This is a genomic window from Dysgonomonas sp. GY75 (assembly GCF_015234155.1).
Taxonomy (GTDB): Bacteria; Bacteroidota; Bacteroidia; order Bacteroidales; family Dysgonomonadaceae; genus Dysgonomonas; species Dysgonomonas gadei.
On the sequence record NZ_JADCLQ010000017.1, the window covers coordinates 121,290 to 140,295 of the forward strand.

The window sequence follows — 19,006 nt, forward strand, 5'->3', positions numbered from 1 at the left end:
AAATATTAACGACAAAAATGGAGCAATTCACAAAAGAGCAGAAGCTATCTTTCTTAAGGAACACAGTAAGAAACATTCCTGATTTTCCAATTCCTGGAATCCAGTTTAAAGATGTAACCCCATTATTCAACACGAAAGAATCTCTATCCATATTGACAGATGTTCTTTTGGAAGAATATAAAGGGAAAGGCATCACTAAGGTAGTAGGGATAGAATCAAGAGGATTTATCATGGGTCCGATAATGGCTCTTGAACTTGGAGCAGGATTTGTACCTATAAGAAAACCGGGAAAACTTCCGGCTGAAGTATTCGAAGAAGAATATGAGAAAGAATATGGTGTGGATAAAATCCAAATCCATAAAGATTCATTATCTGAAGATGACGTTGTCCTCATACACGATGATCTGCTTGCAACAGGAGGAACCATGTTTGCCGCCTATAATCTGGTAAAAAGAATGGGTGTGAAAAATATCCACGTGAATTTTATAATAGAGCTGGAAGAGTTAAAAGGACGTACACTATTCCCAAAAGATGTAGACATTAAGGCATTGATACAGTTTTCCATATAAGAAATGAATGAATACCTCAGAAATATAATACAGAACATTCCCGACAAACCGGGCTGTTATCAATATTTTGATGACAAAGGGATCATTATATATGTAGGTAAAGCTAAAAATCTAAAAAAAAGGGTTTCGCAATACTTTACAAAAAATCACGATAGCCCAAAGACAAGGATACTCGTCAGCAAAATACGGGACATAAAATATATCATTGTAGACACGGAAGAAGACACCCTCTTACTCGAGAACAATCTGATAAAGGAATTTCAGCCGCGTTACAATGTAATGCTCAAGGATGACAAATCTTACCCGTCAATTGTTATCCGTAATGAATATTACCCGAGAGTAGAACTAACCAGAAAAATTTCGAAAGACGGCTCACAATACTTTGGACCTTATACAAATGTATTAAGCGTAAAAACTCTTTTGGAATTTGTACACAAATTATATCCTATCCGCACATGCTCGCTAAATTTGACTCCGGAAAAGATCGCGGAGGGAAAATATAAGGTTTGTCTGGAATATCATATAAAAAGGTGCCTCGGCCCATGCGTAGGATTGCAGACTCCGGAAAACTACATAAAAAATGTAGAATCGATAAAAGAGATCCTGAAAGGGAATACAAATCTCGTGAGTGATGAGATCTATGCAAAAATGCTCGAGCTTGCCGAAAATCAGGAATTTGAAGAAGCCAATAAATTAAAAGAAAAATATCTGCTTATTGAGAACTTCAAAAATAAATCTACCGTTGTAAGTAATATAAACTACAATATAGATATATACAGTTACGATGAAGATGAAAGCGCAGCATATATCAATTACCTGAATGTACACAACGGAGCAATAATACAAGCCTATACATTCGAATATCGCAAACGGCTGGAAGAAGAGAAGGAAGAACTTCTTGGCCTGGGTATTATAGAGGTAAGAGAACGGTTTGGATCGAAGGCTAAAGAGATCGTCGTTCCATTTTATCCGGACCTCACGCTGGAAGGAGTAGAATTTGTAATTCCCCAGCGTGGAGATAAGAAAAAATTATTGCTTCTTTCGACACAAAACGTAAGACAGTACAAAATAGACAAATTAAAAAAAGCGGAAAGCCTTAACCCCGAGCAACGGAGTGTAAGAATACTGAAAGAAATACAAAAAGATTTAAACCTCAAGGAGTTACCGACCCATATCGAATGTTTCGACAACTCAAATATACAGGGAACGAATCCTGTATCAGCTTGCGTTGTCTTCAAAATGGGAAAACCGTCGAAAAGAGACTACCGCCACTTTAATGTAAAAACAGTAGAAGGGCCTGATGACTTTTCAACCATGCGTGAAGTCGTTTACCGCCGCTATCGCCGGTTGCTGGAAGAAGAAGCTCCCCTGCCCCAACTCATTGTTATAGACGGAGGTAAGGGACAGTTAAGCGCTGCCTGCGAGTCTCTTAAAGCGCTGGAGATCTATGGGAAGGTCGCAATAGTAGGCATCGCCAAACGGCTGGAAGAGATTTACTATCCCGAAGATTCAATTCCTCTCTATCTGGATAAAAATTCAGAATCGTTAAAAGTGCTTCAACATCTTAGAGATGAAGCCCATCGATTTGGTATTACATTCCACAGAAATCAACGGAGTAAAAGCCAGGTAAAATCGGAACTGGATAATATAAAAGGCATCGGAGACGAGACTAAAAGGCTGCTTCTCAGAGAGTTCAGAAGTGTAAAAAGAATAAAGCTGGCAGAAGACAAAGAACTTGAGAAAATTATAGGAAAGTTCAAGACTGCTTTGATAAGAAAGTATTTCGAGGAGAAAAACAATTGAATATTTTACTAACTTTACTCATAGTAATTTGAACACAATATGGGAGAAAAACCAATTAAAGACCGGGTATTATACGCCGATATACTCCGAACTTTAACAATATATGCTGTTTTCATAATACATGTATGTGGTGTAAGATGGTATAGCACGGTAGGAACTACTGAATGGCTCGCATTGAATACATATATGACAATGCTCAGATGGTGTATCCCGGTATTCTTTATGCTCAGCGGCATTATTATACTCGACCCTAATTATGCTCTGTCGTTTAAAAAACTGTATACCAAAGCATTGCCAAGATTAGTAATAGCTCTTGTTTTCTGGAGCATCCTATACAGGACACTCTCCCCTATTACATCCATGATATTGAATATCAAAGATGTAACTCTCAACGACTGGCAAAGGATCTATACTGAAATAGCATTAGGCACACCATGGCACCATCTTTGGTTTATGTATGCCATTATCGCAATATATATCCTCTCCCCGCTCCTCCGCGTATTTACAGCCCACGCCGAAAAGAAACATTATTTCTATTTTCTTGTTATCTATTTCATTTTCGGCTCGGTCATACCAAAGATAAATGCCGCCTATAATGTACATATCAGCTTCGGAGTATATGATTTATATTCATATACAGGATATTTTCTTGCCGGATACTTTTTTTCCAGATATGACCTCAGTTCTCTACAGAAAAAAATACTGTACACAGTTGGAATACTAAACATCGTATATGTACTGGGAACCTCCACATATTGGGGTATGGTGGAATTAAGAGGCAGCACCCAGTACTTCGAGAATATGGGCCCTCATACAATGATTTTTGCGTTTTTCATTTTTGTGCTTGCAAAAAATACTATCAGTAACAGTGAAAGGCTCCAAAGGTACAGGAATAACCGGTATATTACCCTTTTGGCCAATTGCAGTCTGGGCATATACCTTGTCCACGATTTTTTCAATATCGCACTCAACATGTTGAATATAAACACCAGTCTATTTCCCGCTGCAATATCTGTACCTGTGCTGGCCTTGTTTGTATATTCAGCATCCCTGTGTGTTGTGCTTATAATCAGAAAGATACCTGTCCTTAACAAATGGATTATCTGAACAGATTGTCCAAGAGAGTATAAAAGATCTCCCTTTCCGGAAAGTAAAAAGACTTTTTCTATTGATAAATAGATTGTTGACTCTAAATAATCGAAAGATAGATCTTATTGTTATCAGACCAACCCGTTCAGGCCATAATTTATTATACTATTCTTCCCTGAACAATTATCTTTGAGAACTCTTTGGATATGTTAACTGTTTATCTAAAGATAACATCCGGTATAAAAACAATCTAAACTTACAGAATTATGAAAAACGACTTATTCTATTCAGCAAAACAAGCTGTGAAATTCTGGTGGGTTTCAATACTCGTGGGAATACTAGCCGTAGCTCTTGGCATCTGGTCCCTGATAACACCGCTAACCACCTTGGTCGCGCTCACTCTGGTATTTGCCGTCACATTCTTTGTCAGCGGTATTTTCGAAATCGCATTCGCATTATCTAACAAGAAAGTCCTCAAAGGATGGGGATGGACGCTCATAAGCGGTATTATAGACCTGATTTTCGGGCTTATCCTCATCGCTATGCCTGTAGAAGTTATTGCACTGGTGCTCACCTATTTCGTAGGATTCTGGGTTATGTTCCAATCTATATGGGCAATAGGTTCGGCAGCCGAATTACAACGCAACGGCGTGAACGGATGGGGATGGTTGATGGCATTAGCCATACTGGGGGTCATTATGTCCTTTATCTTTATCATGAGCCCTGCATTTACCACAGGTTTCATTATAGCATTGGTTAGTATTTCATTTTTCTCTTACGGTTTCTTCCGTATATATTTAGGATTTAAATTAAAATCTTTACATAAAGAAATGGATAAAATAGAAAAAGATTTCAAAGAATAATAAACAGGAATACCAGAATTAATGAAAAGGATATATCAAAAGTAATATTGCGTTAGCAAAGTGTTACTCTCTATTGCCATGCTGAACGGAGTGAATAATCTCAAGCCTAAAAAACGAGATGTTTCACTCCGTTCAACATGACAACCAACGGTCACAGGAGCGTAGCGTATGTAAATAGAATCTGAAAATACTTTTTACACACCCTCTTAATCTTTTATCAATCAGATAGCTAAAGCATTATTGTTACATATAGCTCTTCTATTATTCCCGGCTGCACTTATCGCAGATCGGTCTCCATTATAAAAACAGGGAAACTTTATCAATATAGAGAAAAGAAACCGAAAACAAATGACATCAAAAAATATAGAAAAAGTGACATTAAGAAAAATGATACAAAAGTGTTACCTTTGTTACCTTTTAGAGTTCTTTGCAGAGACGATCCTTTGTTACAGGTCTGTTAGAAACAGTCAGACAAAAGATTCGATAGAAAATACTGTAAAAAGTGTCAGGTTTGTCAAGTTTTATACAGAAGCTGCAAACAAACGGATTATTAATTTTTCATTCTTGATTCTTAATTATTTTCTATGTTACTTTTTCAGGAAAATCATTTGCAAGCGCAGCTAAAACAAGAATAATAATGAGAGTATTGATACAACGTGTTACAAAAGCATCCGTAACAATAGAAAACAGCATAAAATCGCAGATAGGAAAAGGGCTCCTTATCTTACTCGGGATAGAAGACGGTGACAACAAAGAAGATATAGAGTGGCTTTGTAATAAAATAACAAACCTTCGTATCTTTGATGACAAAGACGGCGTAATGAATCTCTCTGCCCTGGACACGGACGCCGATATGCTGGTGGTCTCGCAATTCACACTGCATGCATCGACCAGGAAAGGAAATCGTCCGTCTTATATCCGTGCATCGAAGCCCGATACAGCCATCCCGCTCTACGAAGGGTTTTGCGATACTTTGAGCGAAAAGCTGAGTAAAGATATAGGCACAGGCGAATTCGGGGCAAATATGCAGGTAGAACTGATAAATGACGGTCCTGTAACGATATGGATAGACTCTAAAGTAAAAGAATGAAAAGAGGAAAATCGTGCAAGCAAGTCCATCATTCATAACTCGTTGACTCGTAACCTGTAACTGCCCAGAGGGCAAACTAACTCGTAACTAAAAATGACAATAGAAGAAGCTCAACTGGCAGTTGATAACTGGATAAAAACAATCGGAGTCCGCTATTTCAGCGAACTGACGAATATGACCATCCTCACCGAAGAGGTAGGTGAACTGGCGCGTATTATGGCGCGCACATATGGCGATCAGTCATTCAAGAAATCCGATCTCGGCAAAGATCTGGGGGACGAGATGGCTGATGTACTCTGGGTACTGATATGTTTAGCCAACCAGACAGGAATAAACCTGACGGAGGCTTTTCAAAAAAATCTGGAAAAGAAAACGAACAGGGATAGGGACAGACATAAAAACAATGAAAAATTGAAATAAGATCGTGGAGCTACCCATTACTTTAGTAAGAAAAAGAAATTATTTACATTGATATATCTGATTTTGTAAATTCTGAAATCTTGAAATATGAAATTTTTAAATATAATAATATGGCAGAAATAAATAAATATACCGATACACTGAAAAAGTATAAAACAGACCTCAAAGATGCTGATATAGCCGAAAAAGTAGAGGAAATAATCAGTAAGAAATTTGCCCAGAATGACAATAGAGAGGTGTACAAAAGGTTGTATTCGTGCATAGACCTCACCTCGCTGAACACGACCGATACACGTGAAGACATCTGGAAGTTTACCGAAAAGGTCAACGGGCAGGATGGAGCTTCCGATCTGGCAAATGTAGCTGCTATCTGCGTTTATCCCAACTTCATAGAGACTGTGAAGGAAGCCCTTACCGCCGATGTGAAAATTGCTTCTGTTGCCGGAGGGTTCCCTTCGTCACAAACATTTACAGAAGTGAAAATAGCCGAAACGGCGCTCGCGGTAGCCAGCGGCGCGGACGAAATCGACATAGTCCTCAATCTGGGCTTTTTCATGGATGAAAACTATGAGGAACTAAGCGAGGAAATAGATGAAATAAAACATGCCTGCCGTGAAGCAAAATTAAAGGTCATACTGGAAACAGGGGCGCTGAAATCTGCCAGAAACATAATGAAAGCCTCCCTTCTGGCCCTCTATTCGGGAGCCGACTTTATCAAGACATCTACAGGTAAAGGTTACGAAGGCGCTACCCTGGAAGCCGCATATGTAATGTGTACGGCTATCAGGGAATACACGGCTAAAACAGGCCGGAAAGCCGGTTTTAAAGCGTCGGGAGGTATCTCTGCCACCACAGATGCCGTTAAGTATTACACTATTGTAAAAGAGGTCCTGGGCGAAGAATATTTGAACAATGAGTATTTCCGTATAGGGGCAAGCCGCCTGGCTGATAGTTTGCTCGATAGCATAAAGGAATAAGAAGCATACGTATTTAAAAAAAACTTATCTTTGCTCAAAAATAAATAGAATAATTATGGCAACAGCATATCACAATTTATCATCTTATAATCCCGAAACAGTTCCGAACGGCGGGGATATGAAAATAGGAATCATAGTCTCGGAATGGAACGAAGCAATAACCACTCCCCTACTCCAGGGCGCTTACAATACGCTGATAAAGCATGGCGTAAAAAAAGAAAATATCCTGATTGATTTTGTTCCGGGCAGCTTTGAATTGATATTCGGTTCGAAACATATGGTAGAAAACAAGCAAATAGATGCAGTAATCGCACTGGGCTGCGTGGTCAGAGGCGATACTCCGCATTTCGACTATGTTTGCAGTGGCGTGACACAAGGCATTGCCGATATGAATATCCGTTACGATATACCGTTCATATTCGGGCTGTTGACTACCGACAATATGCAGCAAGCCGAAGAACGTGCCGGAGGCCGTTATGGCAACAAAGGGGATGAATGCGCGATCACAGCACTAAAAATGATAGATTTTTATCGTAGAAATTTGGAGGAATAAATAAATATATTACCTTTGCATTCGCTAAAGATAAAAGGGCAGTTACCAAAGTGGCCAACTGGGGCTGACTGTAACTCAGCTGACTTACGTCTTCGGAGGTTCGAATCCTTCACTGCCCACATACTTTGCGGAAGTAGCTCAGTTGATAGAGCATTAGCCTTCCAAGCTGAGGGTCGCGGGTTTGAGCCCCGTCTTCCGCTCTGATGAAGAGACACTTACAGAAATGTGAGTGTCTTTTTTTGTTGGGGAAAATGGGTGATTTTGGAGTGAAAAGTAACCTGAGAAGTAACCCAAAATCACATGGCTACAATCAGTGTTATATGCTACAAATCAAAGACTTTATCAAATGGAGAACATCCTTTAGTAGTAAGAATATCCAAAGATTCTAAGAAAAGTTACAAGTATTTAGGTATCTCTGTTAATCCAAAGTATTGGGATTTTAAGAAAAATGAACCTAAACCCAATTGCCCTAATAGGGAACATATTCTTAAAATTATTCAGGATAAGAAAGCTGAATATCAGACACAAGTATTAGAGTTTAAGACCTCTCATAAGAACTTTACTGCATCCACTCTCATAAAGACTACAGAGCAAGTTACAGTAACTAAAACAGTAGATATATTCTATAGGGAACTAATAGCCTATTATAAGCAGATTGGCAAAATTGGTAATAGCAACATCTACAGAGATTCTTATAATTCAATCAGGACATTTAAAAAGATTGACAAATTAGATTTCCTATTTACAGAGATAGACCTTGCATGGCTCAATGAGTATGAAAAGTTCCTGATTAGTTGCAATAAAGCAGAAACTACAATGAGTTTGCTGTTTAGAACCCTCAGAAGTGCATTTAATAAGGCTATAGAGCAAAATTTAGTCCGAAATGAGGATTACCCTTTCAAGAACTTTAAGATGTCTAAATTCAATCTTAAAACGAGGAAAAGAGCCATAAGCAAAGAAGAAATCAGGAAGATACTGGAACTAGATTTATCCAATGAAAAGGAAGTGATTCAGCTAGGTAGAGATGTGTTCATTTTCAGCTATCTGCAAGGTGGCATAAGTTTTACTGATATTGCCAGTCTTACAGCAGAAAATGTAGTTAATGGAAGATTAGAATATTCACGCAAGAAAACTAACACTTTAATAAATATTCCATTGCAAAAAGAATCTATCAGACTGATACATAAATATGCTGATGATAAAAGAGGTTATTTATTTCCCATTTTGGATAAACAAAGACACAAAACCCCCATGCAAAAATATAGCCGTATTCAAAAGAAGATAAAGCAAATAAATTCTTCTCTTAAGCAGATAGCTGCAAAGCTTGGTCTTGATATTAGTCTAACTACTTATGTTGCAAGACATAGCTATGCTACAGTATTAAAAAGGTCTGGTGTATCTACTTCTATTATATCTGAATCATTAGGCCATAGTAATGAGAAAGTAACTCAGATATACTTAGATAGCTTTGAGAATAGCCAAATTGATGAGGCTATGAAAAATCTGCTTTAAAAATCTACACCTAGCTTATATAATATTAAAAGTTAGGTGTATCTTTATGTTAAAATTAATATCATGAACATATCTTTAGAATTACATGAAGAATGGCTATCTCTTCAAAAAGGTTTTAAATGGGAGAATATCCCCATGTTTTCAATTATAACAGGAGTAAATGGTGTGGGAAAAAGCCATCTTTTATACTTTTTATATAACCTAAATGATTATCCATACTCTGGAAGTATTAAAGAATCAGAAGGAAATATTTTTAATTTAATTCTCCCTGAGAAAATAACACAAGGTCTCAATATTCAAAGGCAAGTGGAGAGGAAAAGCAAAATAGTTAAAAACTATGATGGGTTTATAAAATATGCAACATCATTTACTGATAGAGAGCAGCAAAAATTTGAATTAGAGCAGAGTAAAGATGCAAATTACACTCTAGAAAAACATTATAGTAAAAATTTGAGAATAGCTACAGATGAAAGAGAAAAAATATCTATAATAAAAGATATCAACTTTCATAAAAATGAAATAAAAAATATTGAAAGGCAAATAACCTTATTAGATGATAAAATATATGATTTAGAACTAGATAGAATAGCCAGACATCTAGGAGTTAAAGTAGAAAAACTCACTTTAGAACAACTGAAGGAACATGCCTCTCATATCTATAATGGAATAACAGAAATAGAAGAGTTCTCTATTTTTTTAGCACAACAAGAGCAAATTAAAAATAGATTAAGAATAAAGTATCCTCAAGATGGGAAATATGATGAATTAAAAAAACTAGAAGATGAACCTAAACCCCATGAGCTAATAAATAAGTTATTTGAGAAATATAACTTTGACTATTTTTCTATGATAAATCCTTATGAAGAGATTATTAAGGAAAATTCAACAGATTTGAATGTAACAAAAGATAGAGTAGTTTTAAAATTTAAAGGGAAGAGGGGAGAAATTGTAGATTATAAATTCTTATCTAGTGGAGAACAACTTATTGTTAAGCTAATAATATGGTCTATGGTAAGAGACTATAATGGCAATAGAATCAATACTATTGCAATTGATGAACCAGATGCTCATTTACATCCCAAAATGTGTAAAATGATGATTGAAATCTTAGAAGAAATGTCTAAGCCCACAGAAGAGGGAGGCAATAATTTAAGAATAATCATAACAACACATTCTCCATCTACAGTAGCTTATGCTCCTAAAGATAGTTTGTTTGTTATGGAAAGAGATAATGAAGGGAATAGAACAATAAGACAAACTGATAATAATGAAGCATTAAGAGTGTTATCTGATGGTTTTATAACATTAGATGAAGGCTTGCATATATTAGATTCTTTAGGAGGAAAAGAGCTTACAATATTTACAGAAGGAAACAATATTGGGTATATCAATAAAGCCTTTGAGCTGCTATCTCCAGAGTTGATGACAAAAGTGGATATCGTAGATAATTTAAAAGATAGAACAGGTAAAAACCAATTATCTACATATTATGAACTTTTCAAAAGAGTACCACATTCTAAAAATGTTTTGTTTATCTATGATTGTGATGTAACAACAAAATTAGAAGAAGAGAATAGTACATTTTACTATATATTGGAGAAAAATATTAATAACAGTAAAGTTACATCAGGTATAGAGAACATGTTTAATGAGACTTTATTTACAGATAATTTTTATTCTAAAACGCCTAAAAATGATGGTGGTGTAGTGACAAATTTGAATAAACTTAAATTTGAAGAACATATTATAAAAAATGGAACAATAGCAGATTTTAAATCTTTTGAAAAACTGATTGATAAAGTGAAAACAATTTTGGTTAAATAGGTTTACATTAAGCTGATTATTTTTACTTTAAATTTAAAAACACATAGTTATGAATGTCACTTCATTTGAAATATTTACAGCTATAGGTTCATTCCTAGGAATAATTGCTTTCTTAATGAATTTTCTAAATCCAATAAGTGACTTCAATAAGAAAAAATGGGATGAACTTAAATCTATAATTTCTCTGGAAGAGATGAAGTATTATAGTGAAAGTTTTGATAGAGGGATGATAAGTAATAATACCTATTCAAAGATTTCAAATTTAATTTATACTATAAGGAAAGAGATTGATTTTGTACACTTCAAAGGATATAGTGGAAAGAGAGCTAAATCATATTTAAGAAAAATGAAAGCTTTGCATTATGAATGTACAGATATGATTCAAGAACCTTATTGGTTTATACCAACTGATAAAGAGTTTGAAGATAAAAGATATATCTTAAATAAAGATTATTTCTACAAAGGTTTAGGAAAGGGAGGAAAATCATTATCTGAATGTGATAAAGCTTTCAGAAAACACATTGATTCATTAACTGATAAAATAGATGATATGTATGGACTATATGAAAAGGTTGAGAAGGAACTAAATAAAATTCCACATGAACAATTAAAATTCTGGTAATAACGTTTATTATAATTTCCTAACATAATGGATAGAGTGATGGGTTTATTAAAATATATAAAGAATAAGTTATTGAAGAGAAAGAAAGATTATATTTCTATATTAGGTAATCAAGAGTTAAAGGCTGCTATTGTTCTTGTAGCTGTTGCAACTAAGCATAGTGGTTATTATGCTCTTATCCCTAATAATTTAGATATAGATAATCATATTCTTAGATACCCTTTAACTAACTATAATTTTACTGAAATTGATGGCAAGATTTATACTGTAAATAAAAGGAATAAAATAGGTTCTTGCTTTGATAAAGAAAGAATGCTATATGTTCTTGATTTATTAAATATAATCCCTGCCAGATATAAAGATTCTGTTACAGAAGATGGATTTGTTTCTATCAATTCAGCCATTGTTAGAAACTATTTTAAGGATTATCTAAGCTATATTGAGTACCTAATTGACACAAATATTTTAGTATCAGATAATCATTATGAAGTTGGAGAAAAATCAATAGGTTATAAGTATGCTCCCCTATATGAGAGTGCTGATTTAGTTGAGGTATATTATAGTAGATTTGACATAAATGAGATTCAGCCTATTCATGAAGAAGTTTATAATAAAACAAATAATTGTTTTCAACCTAATATATTATTAAACCATCCATACCTAACTCATTGGTATAATCAGAAAGCATTGAATATTGATACTGTTAAAGCAACTAAATATGCTTATCTACTTATGAGAAAAAAGTTTGCTTTAGGCTATGATAATTGGGATGTCAATAGGGATAAGTGGAGCAAGAAAAGAAATGATTTTTGTAAAAAGTTTCCTAGAACTCAATATAAAGCAATTAGGCATAATATTTGCTCTATTAAGATACATGATTACAAGGCTAAAATAGATACTAATGTTTATAGATTGCATTCTGTTATAACTAATATGGAAAAGGATTATAGGAATTTCTTGACCTATAATGGGAATCAGCTAGTTTCTATAGATATAAGTAATAGCCAACCTTATCTAATGAATATTCTGTTTAATCCTGAATTTTGGAAAGAAAATTCAACCTTACCTCTCTCAATATATAATTTACCAACTAATATACAATCCCTCATTACCCCCTCCCTATCCATTATGATAGGAAATTATTTAGAGGAATTAGATATAAATAGTTTAGAAGAGTATAAGCTGAAAACATCAGAAGGCTCTATATATGAAAATATAATGAGAATAGTAAGAGAAAGATTTGTAGAGAATTTAACAAGAAAACAAATTAAAACCATGTTCTATATAGTTTTATTTTCTAATAATAAATTTTTCAATCAGCCTGAAGCAAGGCTAAAGAAATTATTCTCAGAGATATACCCTCAAGTATATAAACTTGTTTATATAATAAAAATCCAGAATCACCCTACATTAGCTTGCTTATTACAAGCTATTGAAAGCGAGATTATATTACATAGATGTTGTAAAAGAATCTGGGAGGAAGGCAACCAACAAATACCAATCTTTACTATACATGATTCAATAGTAACCACTATTGAATATGAAGAATTTGTAAAGAACATAATGCAAGAAGAATTAAGAAATGTGATAGGTGTTCCTTCCCACTTAGAAGCTGAAATTTTAAGAGAAGAAGGGCTAAAACATCAAGATATATTAACTCAAATCAACCAGACTATAAATTAATCATCGCATTACAATACAATCTAATCATACCAAGCTAACAAAAAAATTAATGCTCTGTTAGCTTTTTATTTATACATGCTTAAGTAAGAATATACAAAACCCTACTTTTTTAGCAAGAAATGAATAACCTTATCTTTCTAAACAATAAAATATATATAACTATAATAGCCAATAGTGTTTGGGGCAATTGCCACAGTATAAATAAAAAAAATTAATCATATTCTTTTTTATTGAATCCTCTTCAGCTGTTTAATATCTAACTTCCTACTAATATAACTATATAAACAAGAAGTACCTGAATACAACCTCACAGAGGATTAATTCTATAAAATAAGCCCCATTTAAACAGCTAAAGAGGAGTAAAACAAACCTATAGCATGTGCATAAAAGCCATATAACCTAAACTTAACTCCCCCTATCACTTGGAAATTGGGTTAATCCCCCCTATATGAGAATATTAATTTAAAAAGGAAAGTGATATGGAGAATCTAAAATTTTTACAAACATGGTCTGTAAATGACTTCAAAAACAATCAGCAAGTGCATGAGATTGAAATCAAAAGGAATGAATCTACAGGCAAATGCTTCTTTACCTATGGAGCAGAAACAGGAGCTTGTTCCAAAAAAGTAATTACAGGAGAACTTACCATGCCTGTTATATCTCAGGTATGTGTACCCATGACAGGAGATATGTTTTTTCTCTTGCATCAGAAGGGAGAAACATCAGGAGCTACAACATTAGCCAAACTATAAGATGCTGTGCTTTAGCATTTAAGGGTAAGGAGTTTAAGTATTCCTTACCTGTTTTTTTACAGCCTTTTAAATACAAAATAGTTATGATATGAATTTAAAGTAAATAGCTATTCAAATACTAAGAAAAAGCAATCAATTATTATTAATTTATCAAATACAGTTAACTATGGAAACAATGCAGTTAATACTAGTCAAACCTACTATTATCTTACCTGAAAACAGGAATAACTGTTTAAGTTATACCTCCAATATTATAGACATCACCCCTCTATCAGAAAGAACTTTAGAGAAGAGTAATGCCAAACATTTCATTGAGGCTAACACTAAAGAAACAGATTTATTTCATCTAAAGAATGAATGTATTGTTCCTGTATTTTCTAAAGACAATGAAATAACAATCAGCCATCCCAATTTCATAGAAACAGTCTGGAATGCAGCTAATAAATTCTTTCCCAATGAGAGATTCTTAGAGCCTGACATTAGAGTATCCCATGTTATCAAAGGAAGAATCCCAGAAGCAATATATAAGTCTGTCAATCAACTATTAGAGACTGATAAGACTATTTATTATGAAAGGATGGCTTTCTGTTTTGAGATACCTTCTATCTATGAAGACATTGAGGGCAACAGGTTAAACCTGACTATTGGGGGAGTAAGGGCTTATAACCATGAAAATCTCTATTCTAAAAAGAGTGTTGAGAAATTCAAGATATTCATAGGCTTTAAAAATCTGGTTTGTTGCAATATGTGCGTATCTACAGATGGTTACAAGTCAGAATTAAGAGTTATGAGTTTGGAAGAACTATTTAAGGCTACATTATTACTATTTCAGCAATATAACCCAAACAGGCATTTGCAACTTATGTCTTCTTTTCAGAATTCTTACTTAACAGAGCATCAGTTTGCACAGTTAATAGGCAAAAGTAAGCTCTATCAATGTTTACCTAATGCACAGAAGAAGTTATTACCTAGTATGGAGTTTGGAGATACTCATATTAATGCAGTAGCCAAAGCCTATTACAATGATAAGAATTTCAGAATAGAAGAGGGTGCAGATGCTATAAACTTGTGGAAAGTCTATAATCTGTTTACAGGGGCTAATAAGAACAGTTATATTGACAATCTGTTGGATAGGTCTTTGAATGCTACTGAATTTGTAGGAGGTATTAGTAAGGCTTTGCATGGTGATAATGGATATAAGTGGTTTATAGATTAATTATTATGGTACTATTTATAGAAATAGTGGTGAAAATCATTATAGGGTATATTATCCTACATGTGATATGTCATGAATCATCCAAAAGCAAGAAAAAGTGAACAGAAATAAGGATTATTTAATAAATTTATCATTTATAATCTTATCTTTAGTTATATCTTTCAAAGATGAAAAATAGTATTTTTTATTAATGTCTCTTTAGGAGCAACAATCTTTAGCTACAAAATGATTAACAATCACAACAGAGCCATTTATAACTAAATAATAGGGTTTAAATATAGCCCATGCCAATATTTTGATTTTTTTCTTTAAATAGCAATTTACACGTTCAAAATTCATATATTTGTGGATAAACATAAATGTGTTGCTTATGGTAAGATAAAAAATCAGGATAAAATATAATCATATAAAGCATTTGCTTTATTACTTGTGTAATTCTAAAATCGCCAATTTTTGAAAAAAGTCACAGCAGTAATAAGTAGATGTTCATGTTATATAGGCATGGGCTTAACTTATTTGTGACTTAGGTGTTTGGCGATACCTTGAATTCAATAAGGCAAGTACCATGCCTTATTTTTGTATCTGGTACAGAGGGATGCTGAAAACTTAGAGAGTAAGCAAAAATAAAAATTTAAAAATTACTGATGAAATCACTAACAAATCTGATAATATTATCATGTATCATTTTAGGATTATCAAATTCCTGTAAAACCCAAACAACATTGTCTCAAAAAGTAACTCTGGGTATGAATAAAGAGCAAGTTATTCAAATATGTGGTAAACCTTATAAGACATCAGCGAAATATGATAAAGAAGAAAACTTACAAGAGATATATTACTATAAAGAAAAGACTTGGGATGATGGTGGTTGGTCTTGGAGCACAACAGTAACAAATCATATGTTTATTTTCAAGAATGGAAAATTAGTTGCTATTGAACAAGGAGATGAAGAACATAACAAGCAACAATATAATACATTATTTGTTTGGTAATATCTTGATTATTTAGGATGTGTCAATTTTTTGACATATCCTATTATAAGATATTTAGAACAACAGAGATGCTGAAAACTGATATAGAGTAAGCTTATTATATTTAAACAAACTAAAAATGAAACAAATATTTAGAATCCTATTTTTGATTTTGACTAGTCTTTGTCTATTAAATTTAGATATATCTGCCCAGTTCAATTTACTTGGATATAAAAAAGATGAAATAAAAGATACATGTAAAAGAATCTGTGAATTAAATAATGAACTTTTTACAGAGTATAATGATGTAATTGCATTTGAAGGTGAAAGCTCCAAAACATATTGTTATTTTAACAAAGAAAACATTTTCAATTTATGTGTAATAATGCCTAATGGAGGGAATGAATTTCTATATTATATAGGTGAATTTGAGAAGAATTATAAGGTTTTATCACCATTCAAATGGTACTATGAGATTAAGAATGAAAGCACACTTTTCTCTTATTTAGTTACTATTACAGTTAAGAATATTAACTTCAATAATAAAGAGATGAATGTCTTTGAATTTAAATTAATAGAATAAAATTATGAAAAATAAGGTGTTTAAAATATCTATTCTGATAATTACTGCCCTAATAGGATGCTGCTTGTCCTTTTATTACTATAAACAATATAGATTAAAAAAATGGTATGGAGAAGCAAGAGAATTAATTGATGAATGGGAAGTAGATAGAAAAATTTGCTGTATCTATACTATAAATGTGATAGAAAAAATTTCAGTGGCTTATAGGGAAGGCAGAATGATAAATGTAGAAATAGAATTAAAAAAAGCTGCTAGAGAATATGAAGAATCAGGAGGGAAAGCCTTTGATGATCACTTATTTGAACTAAATAAAAATAGATATATCAAAAACCATAATCAACATTAAATTTATAGTCAAGAAATAAAGATAAGAGGAAAATAATTCAGCCATACAAGCTACAATCTCCTTCTTAATCTTCTCTCTCCACTATTCATTTGATAGAGATTAAAATAATTGTGGAGATATTTTAAATGTAACAGGAGGTAAAAACTAATGATTACTATTAAATATACTTGAACATGATTTCACACATGTAGGACAAGATATAATTAAGTCAATTGAACCTCTCAATCAATTATATCAAACCTTTATAAATAGATATGGAATGTATGCCTCAGATAAAAGAAAAGAGTATATAAATAAAATTATCAAATACTTAGAAGAAGTATATTCCAATTATGAATAAATTATAAAGATAACATCATGGATACATGTGAACAATCAAAAAATTTAAACTATATGAAAATAATATTATACCTATTAGTAATATTTAGCTTACCACTGACATCATGTTCAGAAAGCTATAATATGGAAGAGGAAATAATTCCTGTGGAGAAACTCATGGATAATAAGTATATTGACATGGTAGCTAATAATACTTATAAACATGAATTATCATATAAAAAGTTGGAATTTGGCAATAAAGATAATATTCAGTTTGCTTATGAAGATAATATATATGATGTTAAGATAGATACTTATATACTTATGCCTGATATTGATACTACACTTACTAATAAAAGTAAGATACTTGTACATATAGAAGGTAAGACAGGTGAAATAAAAAGTTATATCTATACACCTGCTACATTTCTTATTATAAATAGTGATAGTATTCAGGGTAGGACTTGGGGAACAAGAGGATATTGGATTAAGCAATAATAATATTAAATGAGGCAACAATAATTAATATATAGTGTATAGAAAGTAAAGGCATTGAGTAAAATAACTACTAAAAACTTAAACTGTCATAGAAATGAACATATTTACTTACATTATAATTTATCTGCTTATTTGTGCCTTAATAATTACATTTATTCCTGCTGTAAGGAATCAGTGGAAAGACTTTATAATCAATCCCACAAGTTATAGTTATAAAGATAAAAGGTTAGCAATAAAGATTTTTATCTCTCTTTTACTTATTGTAATGATAATCATGTTTTTTATATTGACTCCATTACTACTCCCCCTGTTAATAAAATATGATAGGAAGAATAGAAAAAGAGAAAAGACGGATATTAAAGATGATAATCTATACTTCTGGAGAATGGGTGGTTTAGGACAGATTCAATGTTTAAACTGTAGTTATCAGGAAGAAATACTCTCTTTTATACATGGTTTAAATACCTCATCAACAGGATTACAATGTCAATCATGTGGGCAATTCCATTCTATCAAAGATTGGCAGGATAATAAACATCTATATTGTGGTTGCGGAGGTATATTAGAAAGAGAAATGCCTGTATTTTGCCCTGAATGTAAGTCAAAGAAAATACAATATAACATGAGCTTTATAGCTTAAAAAAAGAAAAACATATGATAATAGAAACAATAACTAAAAAAGATTACACAATAGTACGAATAGGTTTTGAAGATGATATTAGAATAGATATGCAGGAGAAAATAAAGGAGCTATATATGCTTAATTCTCCTATAAAAGACTTCTCTTTGTATTATCCATTTCCATTAGATGCCTATGAGTTAGAAGAATGGGATACTATTTTAGACTGGGAAAAAGTTTCTTTAAATAAGCAAATAAAATGGTCTGTAGAGTTAATTAAAAAATTTTCTGATAGGTGGAATTGGGGTCTGCTTTGGCTCAATCAGTCTGTATTATGCTGGGATGCTGAACTATTAGATATATGTAAAGATAAAATACACTGGGAATTGATAGTATGTAATTCTATTAATTGGACTAGAGAATTACAAGAAAAGTTTAAAGAATATTTACCACCCTCATCCTCATTTATTGATTATGACATGATAAAAGAACACACCACTAATAATAGAAATAGATTTCTTAACAATCCATATCCTCACATCTCAGATACTTTTAAAAAATTATATTTATATGCAAGCTCAATAGATGAAGATAAAGGAATATACATATTATATGACTCTATAAGTATATACTTTAATACTAAACTATAATAACATAATTTCTTATCCATTATGTTAGGAAATTTTAAAGAGTGAATT

20 protein-coding genes and 2 tRNA genes are annotated in these 19,006 nt (G+C 32.8%); all 22 read left to right on the top strand.

Annotation, left to right across the window (positions count from 1 at the left end; genetic code table 11):
- The first annotated feature begins 17 nt into the window (after positions 1-17).
- The 22 genes from IR083_RS09630 to IR083_RS09735 all read left to right on the top strand — a co-directional run bounded on the left by IR083_RS09630 (position 18) and on the right by IR083_RS09735 (position 18,958).
- A complete protein-coding gene (locus tag IR083_RS09630) occupies positions 18-569 on the top strand; it encodes an adenine phosphoribosyltransferase (protein WP_194224129.1) in 552 nt (183 codons plus the stop codon).
- Between the two features lie 3 nt (positions 570-572).
- Positions 573-2,372 (top strand): excinuclease ABC subunit UvrC, encoded by a 1,800-nt coding sequence (uvrC, locus tag IR083_RS09635; RefSeq protein ID WP_194224130.1) that lies wholly within the window; start codon positions 573-575, stop codon positions 2,370-2,372.
- A gap of 39 nt (positions 2,373-2,411) precedes the next feature.
- Positions 2,412-3,479, top strand: coding sequence for an acyltransferase (locus IR083_RS09640; RefSeq protein WP_194224131.1), 1,068 nt, complete (start codon positions 2,412-2,414; stop codon positions 3,477-3,479).
- Positions 3,480-3,727: 248 nt separating this feature from the next.
- On the top strand, positions 3,728-4,324 hold the full coding sequence (locus IR083_RS09645) for an HdeD family acid-resistance protein (protein WP_194224132.1): 597 nt from the start codon (positions 3,728-3,730) through the stop codon (positions 4,322-4,324).
- Positions 4,325-4,961: 637 nt separating this feature from the next.
- The gene (gene dtd, locus IR083_RS09650; protein ID WP_194224133.1) at positions 4,962-5,414 is read left to right on the top strand and encodes a D-aminoacyl-tRNA deacylase; all 453 of its coding nucleotides are present in this window, start codon (positions 4,962-4,964) and stop codon (positions 5,412-5,414) included.
- Positions 5,415-5,507: 93 nt separating this feature from the next.
- Positions 5,508-5,834: a nucleotide pyrophosphohydrolase gene (locus IR083_RS09655; protein WP_194224134.1), complete on the top strand. Its 327-nt coding sequence runs from the start codon at positions 5,508-5,510 to the stop codon at positions 5,832-5,834.
- A gap of 110 nt (positions 5,835-5,944) precedes the next feature.
- Positions 5,945-6,811, top strand: coding sequence for a deoxyribose-phosphate aldolase (deoC, locus tag IR083_RS09660; protein WP_194224135.1), 867 nt, complete (start codon positions 5,945-5,947; stop codon positions 6,809-6,811).
- Positions 6,812-6,866: 55 nt separating this feature from the next.
- On the top strand, positions 6,867-7,364 hold the full coding sequence (gene ribH, locus IR083_RS09665; RefSeq protein ID WP_194224136.1) for a 6,7-dimethyl-8-ribityllumazine synthase: 498 nt from the start codon (positions 6,867-6,869) through the stop codon (positions 7,362-7,364).
- Positions 7,365-7,400: 36 nt separating this feature from the next.
- Positions 7,401-7,483 (top strand) — tRNA-Tyr (locus IR083_RS09670).
- An 8-nt stretch (positions 7,484-7,491) separates the two neighbouring features.
- A tRNA-Gly gene (locus IR083_RS09675) sits at positions 7,492-7,564 on the top strand.
- Between the two features lie 100 nt (positions 7,565-7,664).
- Positions 7,665-8,876 carry a site-specific integrase gene (locus tag IR083_RS09680; RefSeq protein WP_194224137.1) on the top strand — a complete coding sequence of 404 codons (1,212 nt, stop codon included), beginning with the start codon at positions 7,665-7,667 and terminating at the stop codon, positions 8,874-8,876.
- Positions 8,877-8,939: 63 nt separating this feature from the next.
- Positions 8,940-10,700: an AAA family ATPase gene (locus tag IR083_RS09685; protein WP_194224138.1), complete on the top strand. Its 1,761-nt coding sequence runs from the start codon at positions 8,940-8,942 to the stop codon at positions 10,698-10,700.
- A gap of 49 nt (positions 10,701-10,749) precedes the next feature.
- On the top strand, positions 10,750-11,322 hold the full coding sequence (locus IR083_RS09690; RefSeq protein ID WP_194224139.1) for a hypothetical protein: 573 nt from the start codon (positions 10,750-10,752) through the stop codon (positions 11,320-11,322).
- 27 nt (positions 11,323-11,349) lie between these two features.
- On the top strand, positions 11,350-13,005 hold the full coding sequence (locus IR083_RS09695; protein WP_194224140.1) for a hypothetical protein: 1,656 nt from the start codon (positions 11,350-11,352) through the stop codon (positions 13,003-13,005).
- A gap of 479 nt (positions 13,006-13,484) precedes the next feature.
- A complete protein-coding gene (locus tag IR083_RS09700; protein ID WP_194224141.1) occupies positions 13,485-13,757 on the top strand; it encodes a hypothetical protein in 273 nt (90 codons plus the stop codon).
- A gap of 166 nt (positions 13,758-13,923) precedes the next feature.
- The gene (locus tag IR083_RS09705; RefSeq protein WP_194224142.1) at positions 13,924-14,973 is read left to right on the top strand and encodes a DUF3871 family protein; all 1,050 of its coding nucleotides are present in this window, start codon (positions 13,924-13,926) and stop codon (positions 14,971-14,973) included.
- Positions 14,974-15,617: 644 nt separating this feature from the next.
- Positions 15,618-15,965: a DUF2845 domain-containing protein gene (locus tag IR083_RS09710; RefSeq protein WP_194224143.1), complete on the top strand. Its 348-nt coding sequence runs from the start codon at positions 15,618-15,620 to the stop codon at positions 15,963-15,965.
- 118 nt (positions 15,966-16,083) lie between these two features.
- On the top strand, positions 16,084-16,527 hold the full coding sequence (locus tag IR083_RS09715) for a hypothetical protein (RefSeq protein ID WP_194224144.1): 444 nt from the start codon (positions 16,084-16,086) through the stop codon (positions 16,525-16,527).
- Positions 16,528-16,531: 4 nt separating this feature from the next.
- The gene (locus tag IR083_RS09720; RefSeq protein WP_194224145.1) at positions 16,532-16,873 is read left to right on the top strand and encodes a hypothetical protein; all 342 of its coding nucleotides are present in this window, start codon (positions 16,532-16,534) and stop codon (positions 16,871-16,873) included.
- A gap of 393 nt (positions 16,874-17,266) precedes the next feature.
- The gene (locus IR083_RS09725; RefSeq protein ID WP_194224146.1) at positions 17,267-17,689 is read left to right on the top strand and encodes a hypothetical protein; all 423 of its coding nucleotides are present in this window, start codon (positions 17,267-17,269) and stop codon (positions 17,687-17,689) included.
- A 94-nt stretch (positions 17,690-17,783) separates the two neighbouring features.
- A complete protein-coding gene (locus tag IR083_RS09730) occupies positions 17,784-18,329 on the top strand; it encodes a hypothetical protein (RefSeq protein ID WP_194224147.1) in 546 nt (181 codons plus the stop codon).
- Between the two features lie 14 nt (positions 18,330-18,343).
- Positions 18,344-18,958: a hypothetical protein gene (locus tag IR083_RS09735; RefSeq protein WP_194224148.1), complete on the top strand. Its 615-nt coding sequence runs from the start codon at positions 18,344-18,346 to the stop codon at positions 18,956-18,958.
- Positions 18,959-19,006 lie beyond the last annotated feature (48 nt).

Coding starts and splice junctions, on each gene's coding strand:
- IR083_RS09630 (WP_194224129.1), top strand. CDS start 18: ATGGAGCAATTCACAAAAGAGCAGAAGCTATCTTTCTTAAGGAACACA.
- uvrC (WP_194224130.1), top strand. CDS start 573: ATGAATGAATACCTCAGAAATATAATACAGAACATTCCCGACAAACCG.
- IR083_RS09640 (WP_194224131.1), top strand. CDS start 2,412: ATGGGAGAAAAACCAATTAAAGACCGGGTATTATACGCCGATATACTC.
- IR083_RS09645 (WP_194224132.1), top strand. CDS start 3,728: ATGAAAAACGACTTATTCTATTCAGCAAAACAAGCTGTGAAATTCTGG.
- dtd (WP_194224133.1), top strand. CDS start 4,962: ATGAGAGTATTGATACAACGTGTTACAAAAGCATCCGTAACAATAGAA.
- IR083_RS09655 (WP_194224134.1), top strand. CDS start 5,508: ATGACAATAGAAGAAGCTCAACTGGCAGTTGATAACTGGATAAAAACA.
- deoC (WP_194224135.1), top strand. CDS start 5,945: ATGGCAGAAATAAATAAATATACCGATACACTGAAAAAGTATAAAACA.
- ribH (WP_194224136.1), top strand. CDS start 6,867: ATGGCAACAGCATATCACAATTTATCATCTTATAATCCCGAAACAGTT.
- IR083_RS09680 (WP_194224137.1), top strand. CDS start 7,665: ATGGCTACAATCAGTGTTATATGCTACAAATCAAAGACTTTATCAAAT.
- IR083_RS09685 (WP_194224138.1), top strand. CDS start 8,940: ATGAACATATCTTTAGAATTACATGAAGAATGGCTATCTCTTCAAAAA.
- IR083_RS09690 (WP_194224139.1), top strand. CDS start 10,750: ATGAATGTCACTTCATTTGAAATATTTACAGCTATAGGTTCATTCCTA.
- IR083_RS09695 (WP_194224140.1), top strand. CDS start 11,350: ATGGATAGAGTGATGGGTTTATTAAAATATATAAAGAATAAGTTATTG.
- IR083_RS09700 (WP_194224141.1), top strand. CDS start 13,485: ATGGAGAATCTAAAATTTTTACAAACATGGTCTGTAAATGACTTCAAA.
- IR083_RS09705 (WP_194224142.1), top strand. CDS start 13,924: ATGGAAACAATGCAGTTAATACTAGTCAAACCTACTATTATCTTACCT.
- IR083_RS09710 (WP_194224143.1), top strand. CDS start 15,618: ATGAAATCACTAACAAATCTGATAATATTATCATGTATCATTTTAGGA.
- IR083_RS09715 (WP_194224144.1), top strand. CDS start 16,084: ATGAAACAAATATTTAGAATCCTATTTTTGATTTTGACTAGTCTTTGT.
- IR083_RS09720 (WP_194224145.1), top strand. CDS start 16,532: ATGAAAAATAAGGTGTTTAAAATATCTATTCTGATAATTACTGCCCTA.
- IR083_RS09725 (WP_194224146.1), top strand. CDS start 17,267: ATGAAAATAATATTATACCTATTAGTAATATTTAGCTTACCACTGACA.
- IR083_RS09730 (WP_194224147.1), top strand. CDS start 17,784: ATGAACATATTTACTTACATTATAATTTATCTGCTTATTTGTGCCTTA.
- IR083_RS09735 (WP_194224148.1), top strand. CDS start 18,344: ATGATAATAGAAACAATAACTAAAAAAGATTACACAATAGTACGAATA.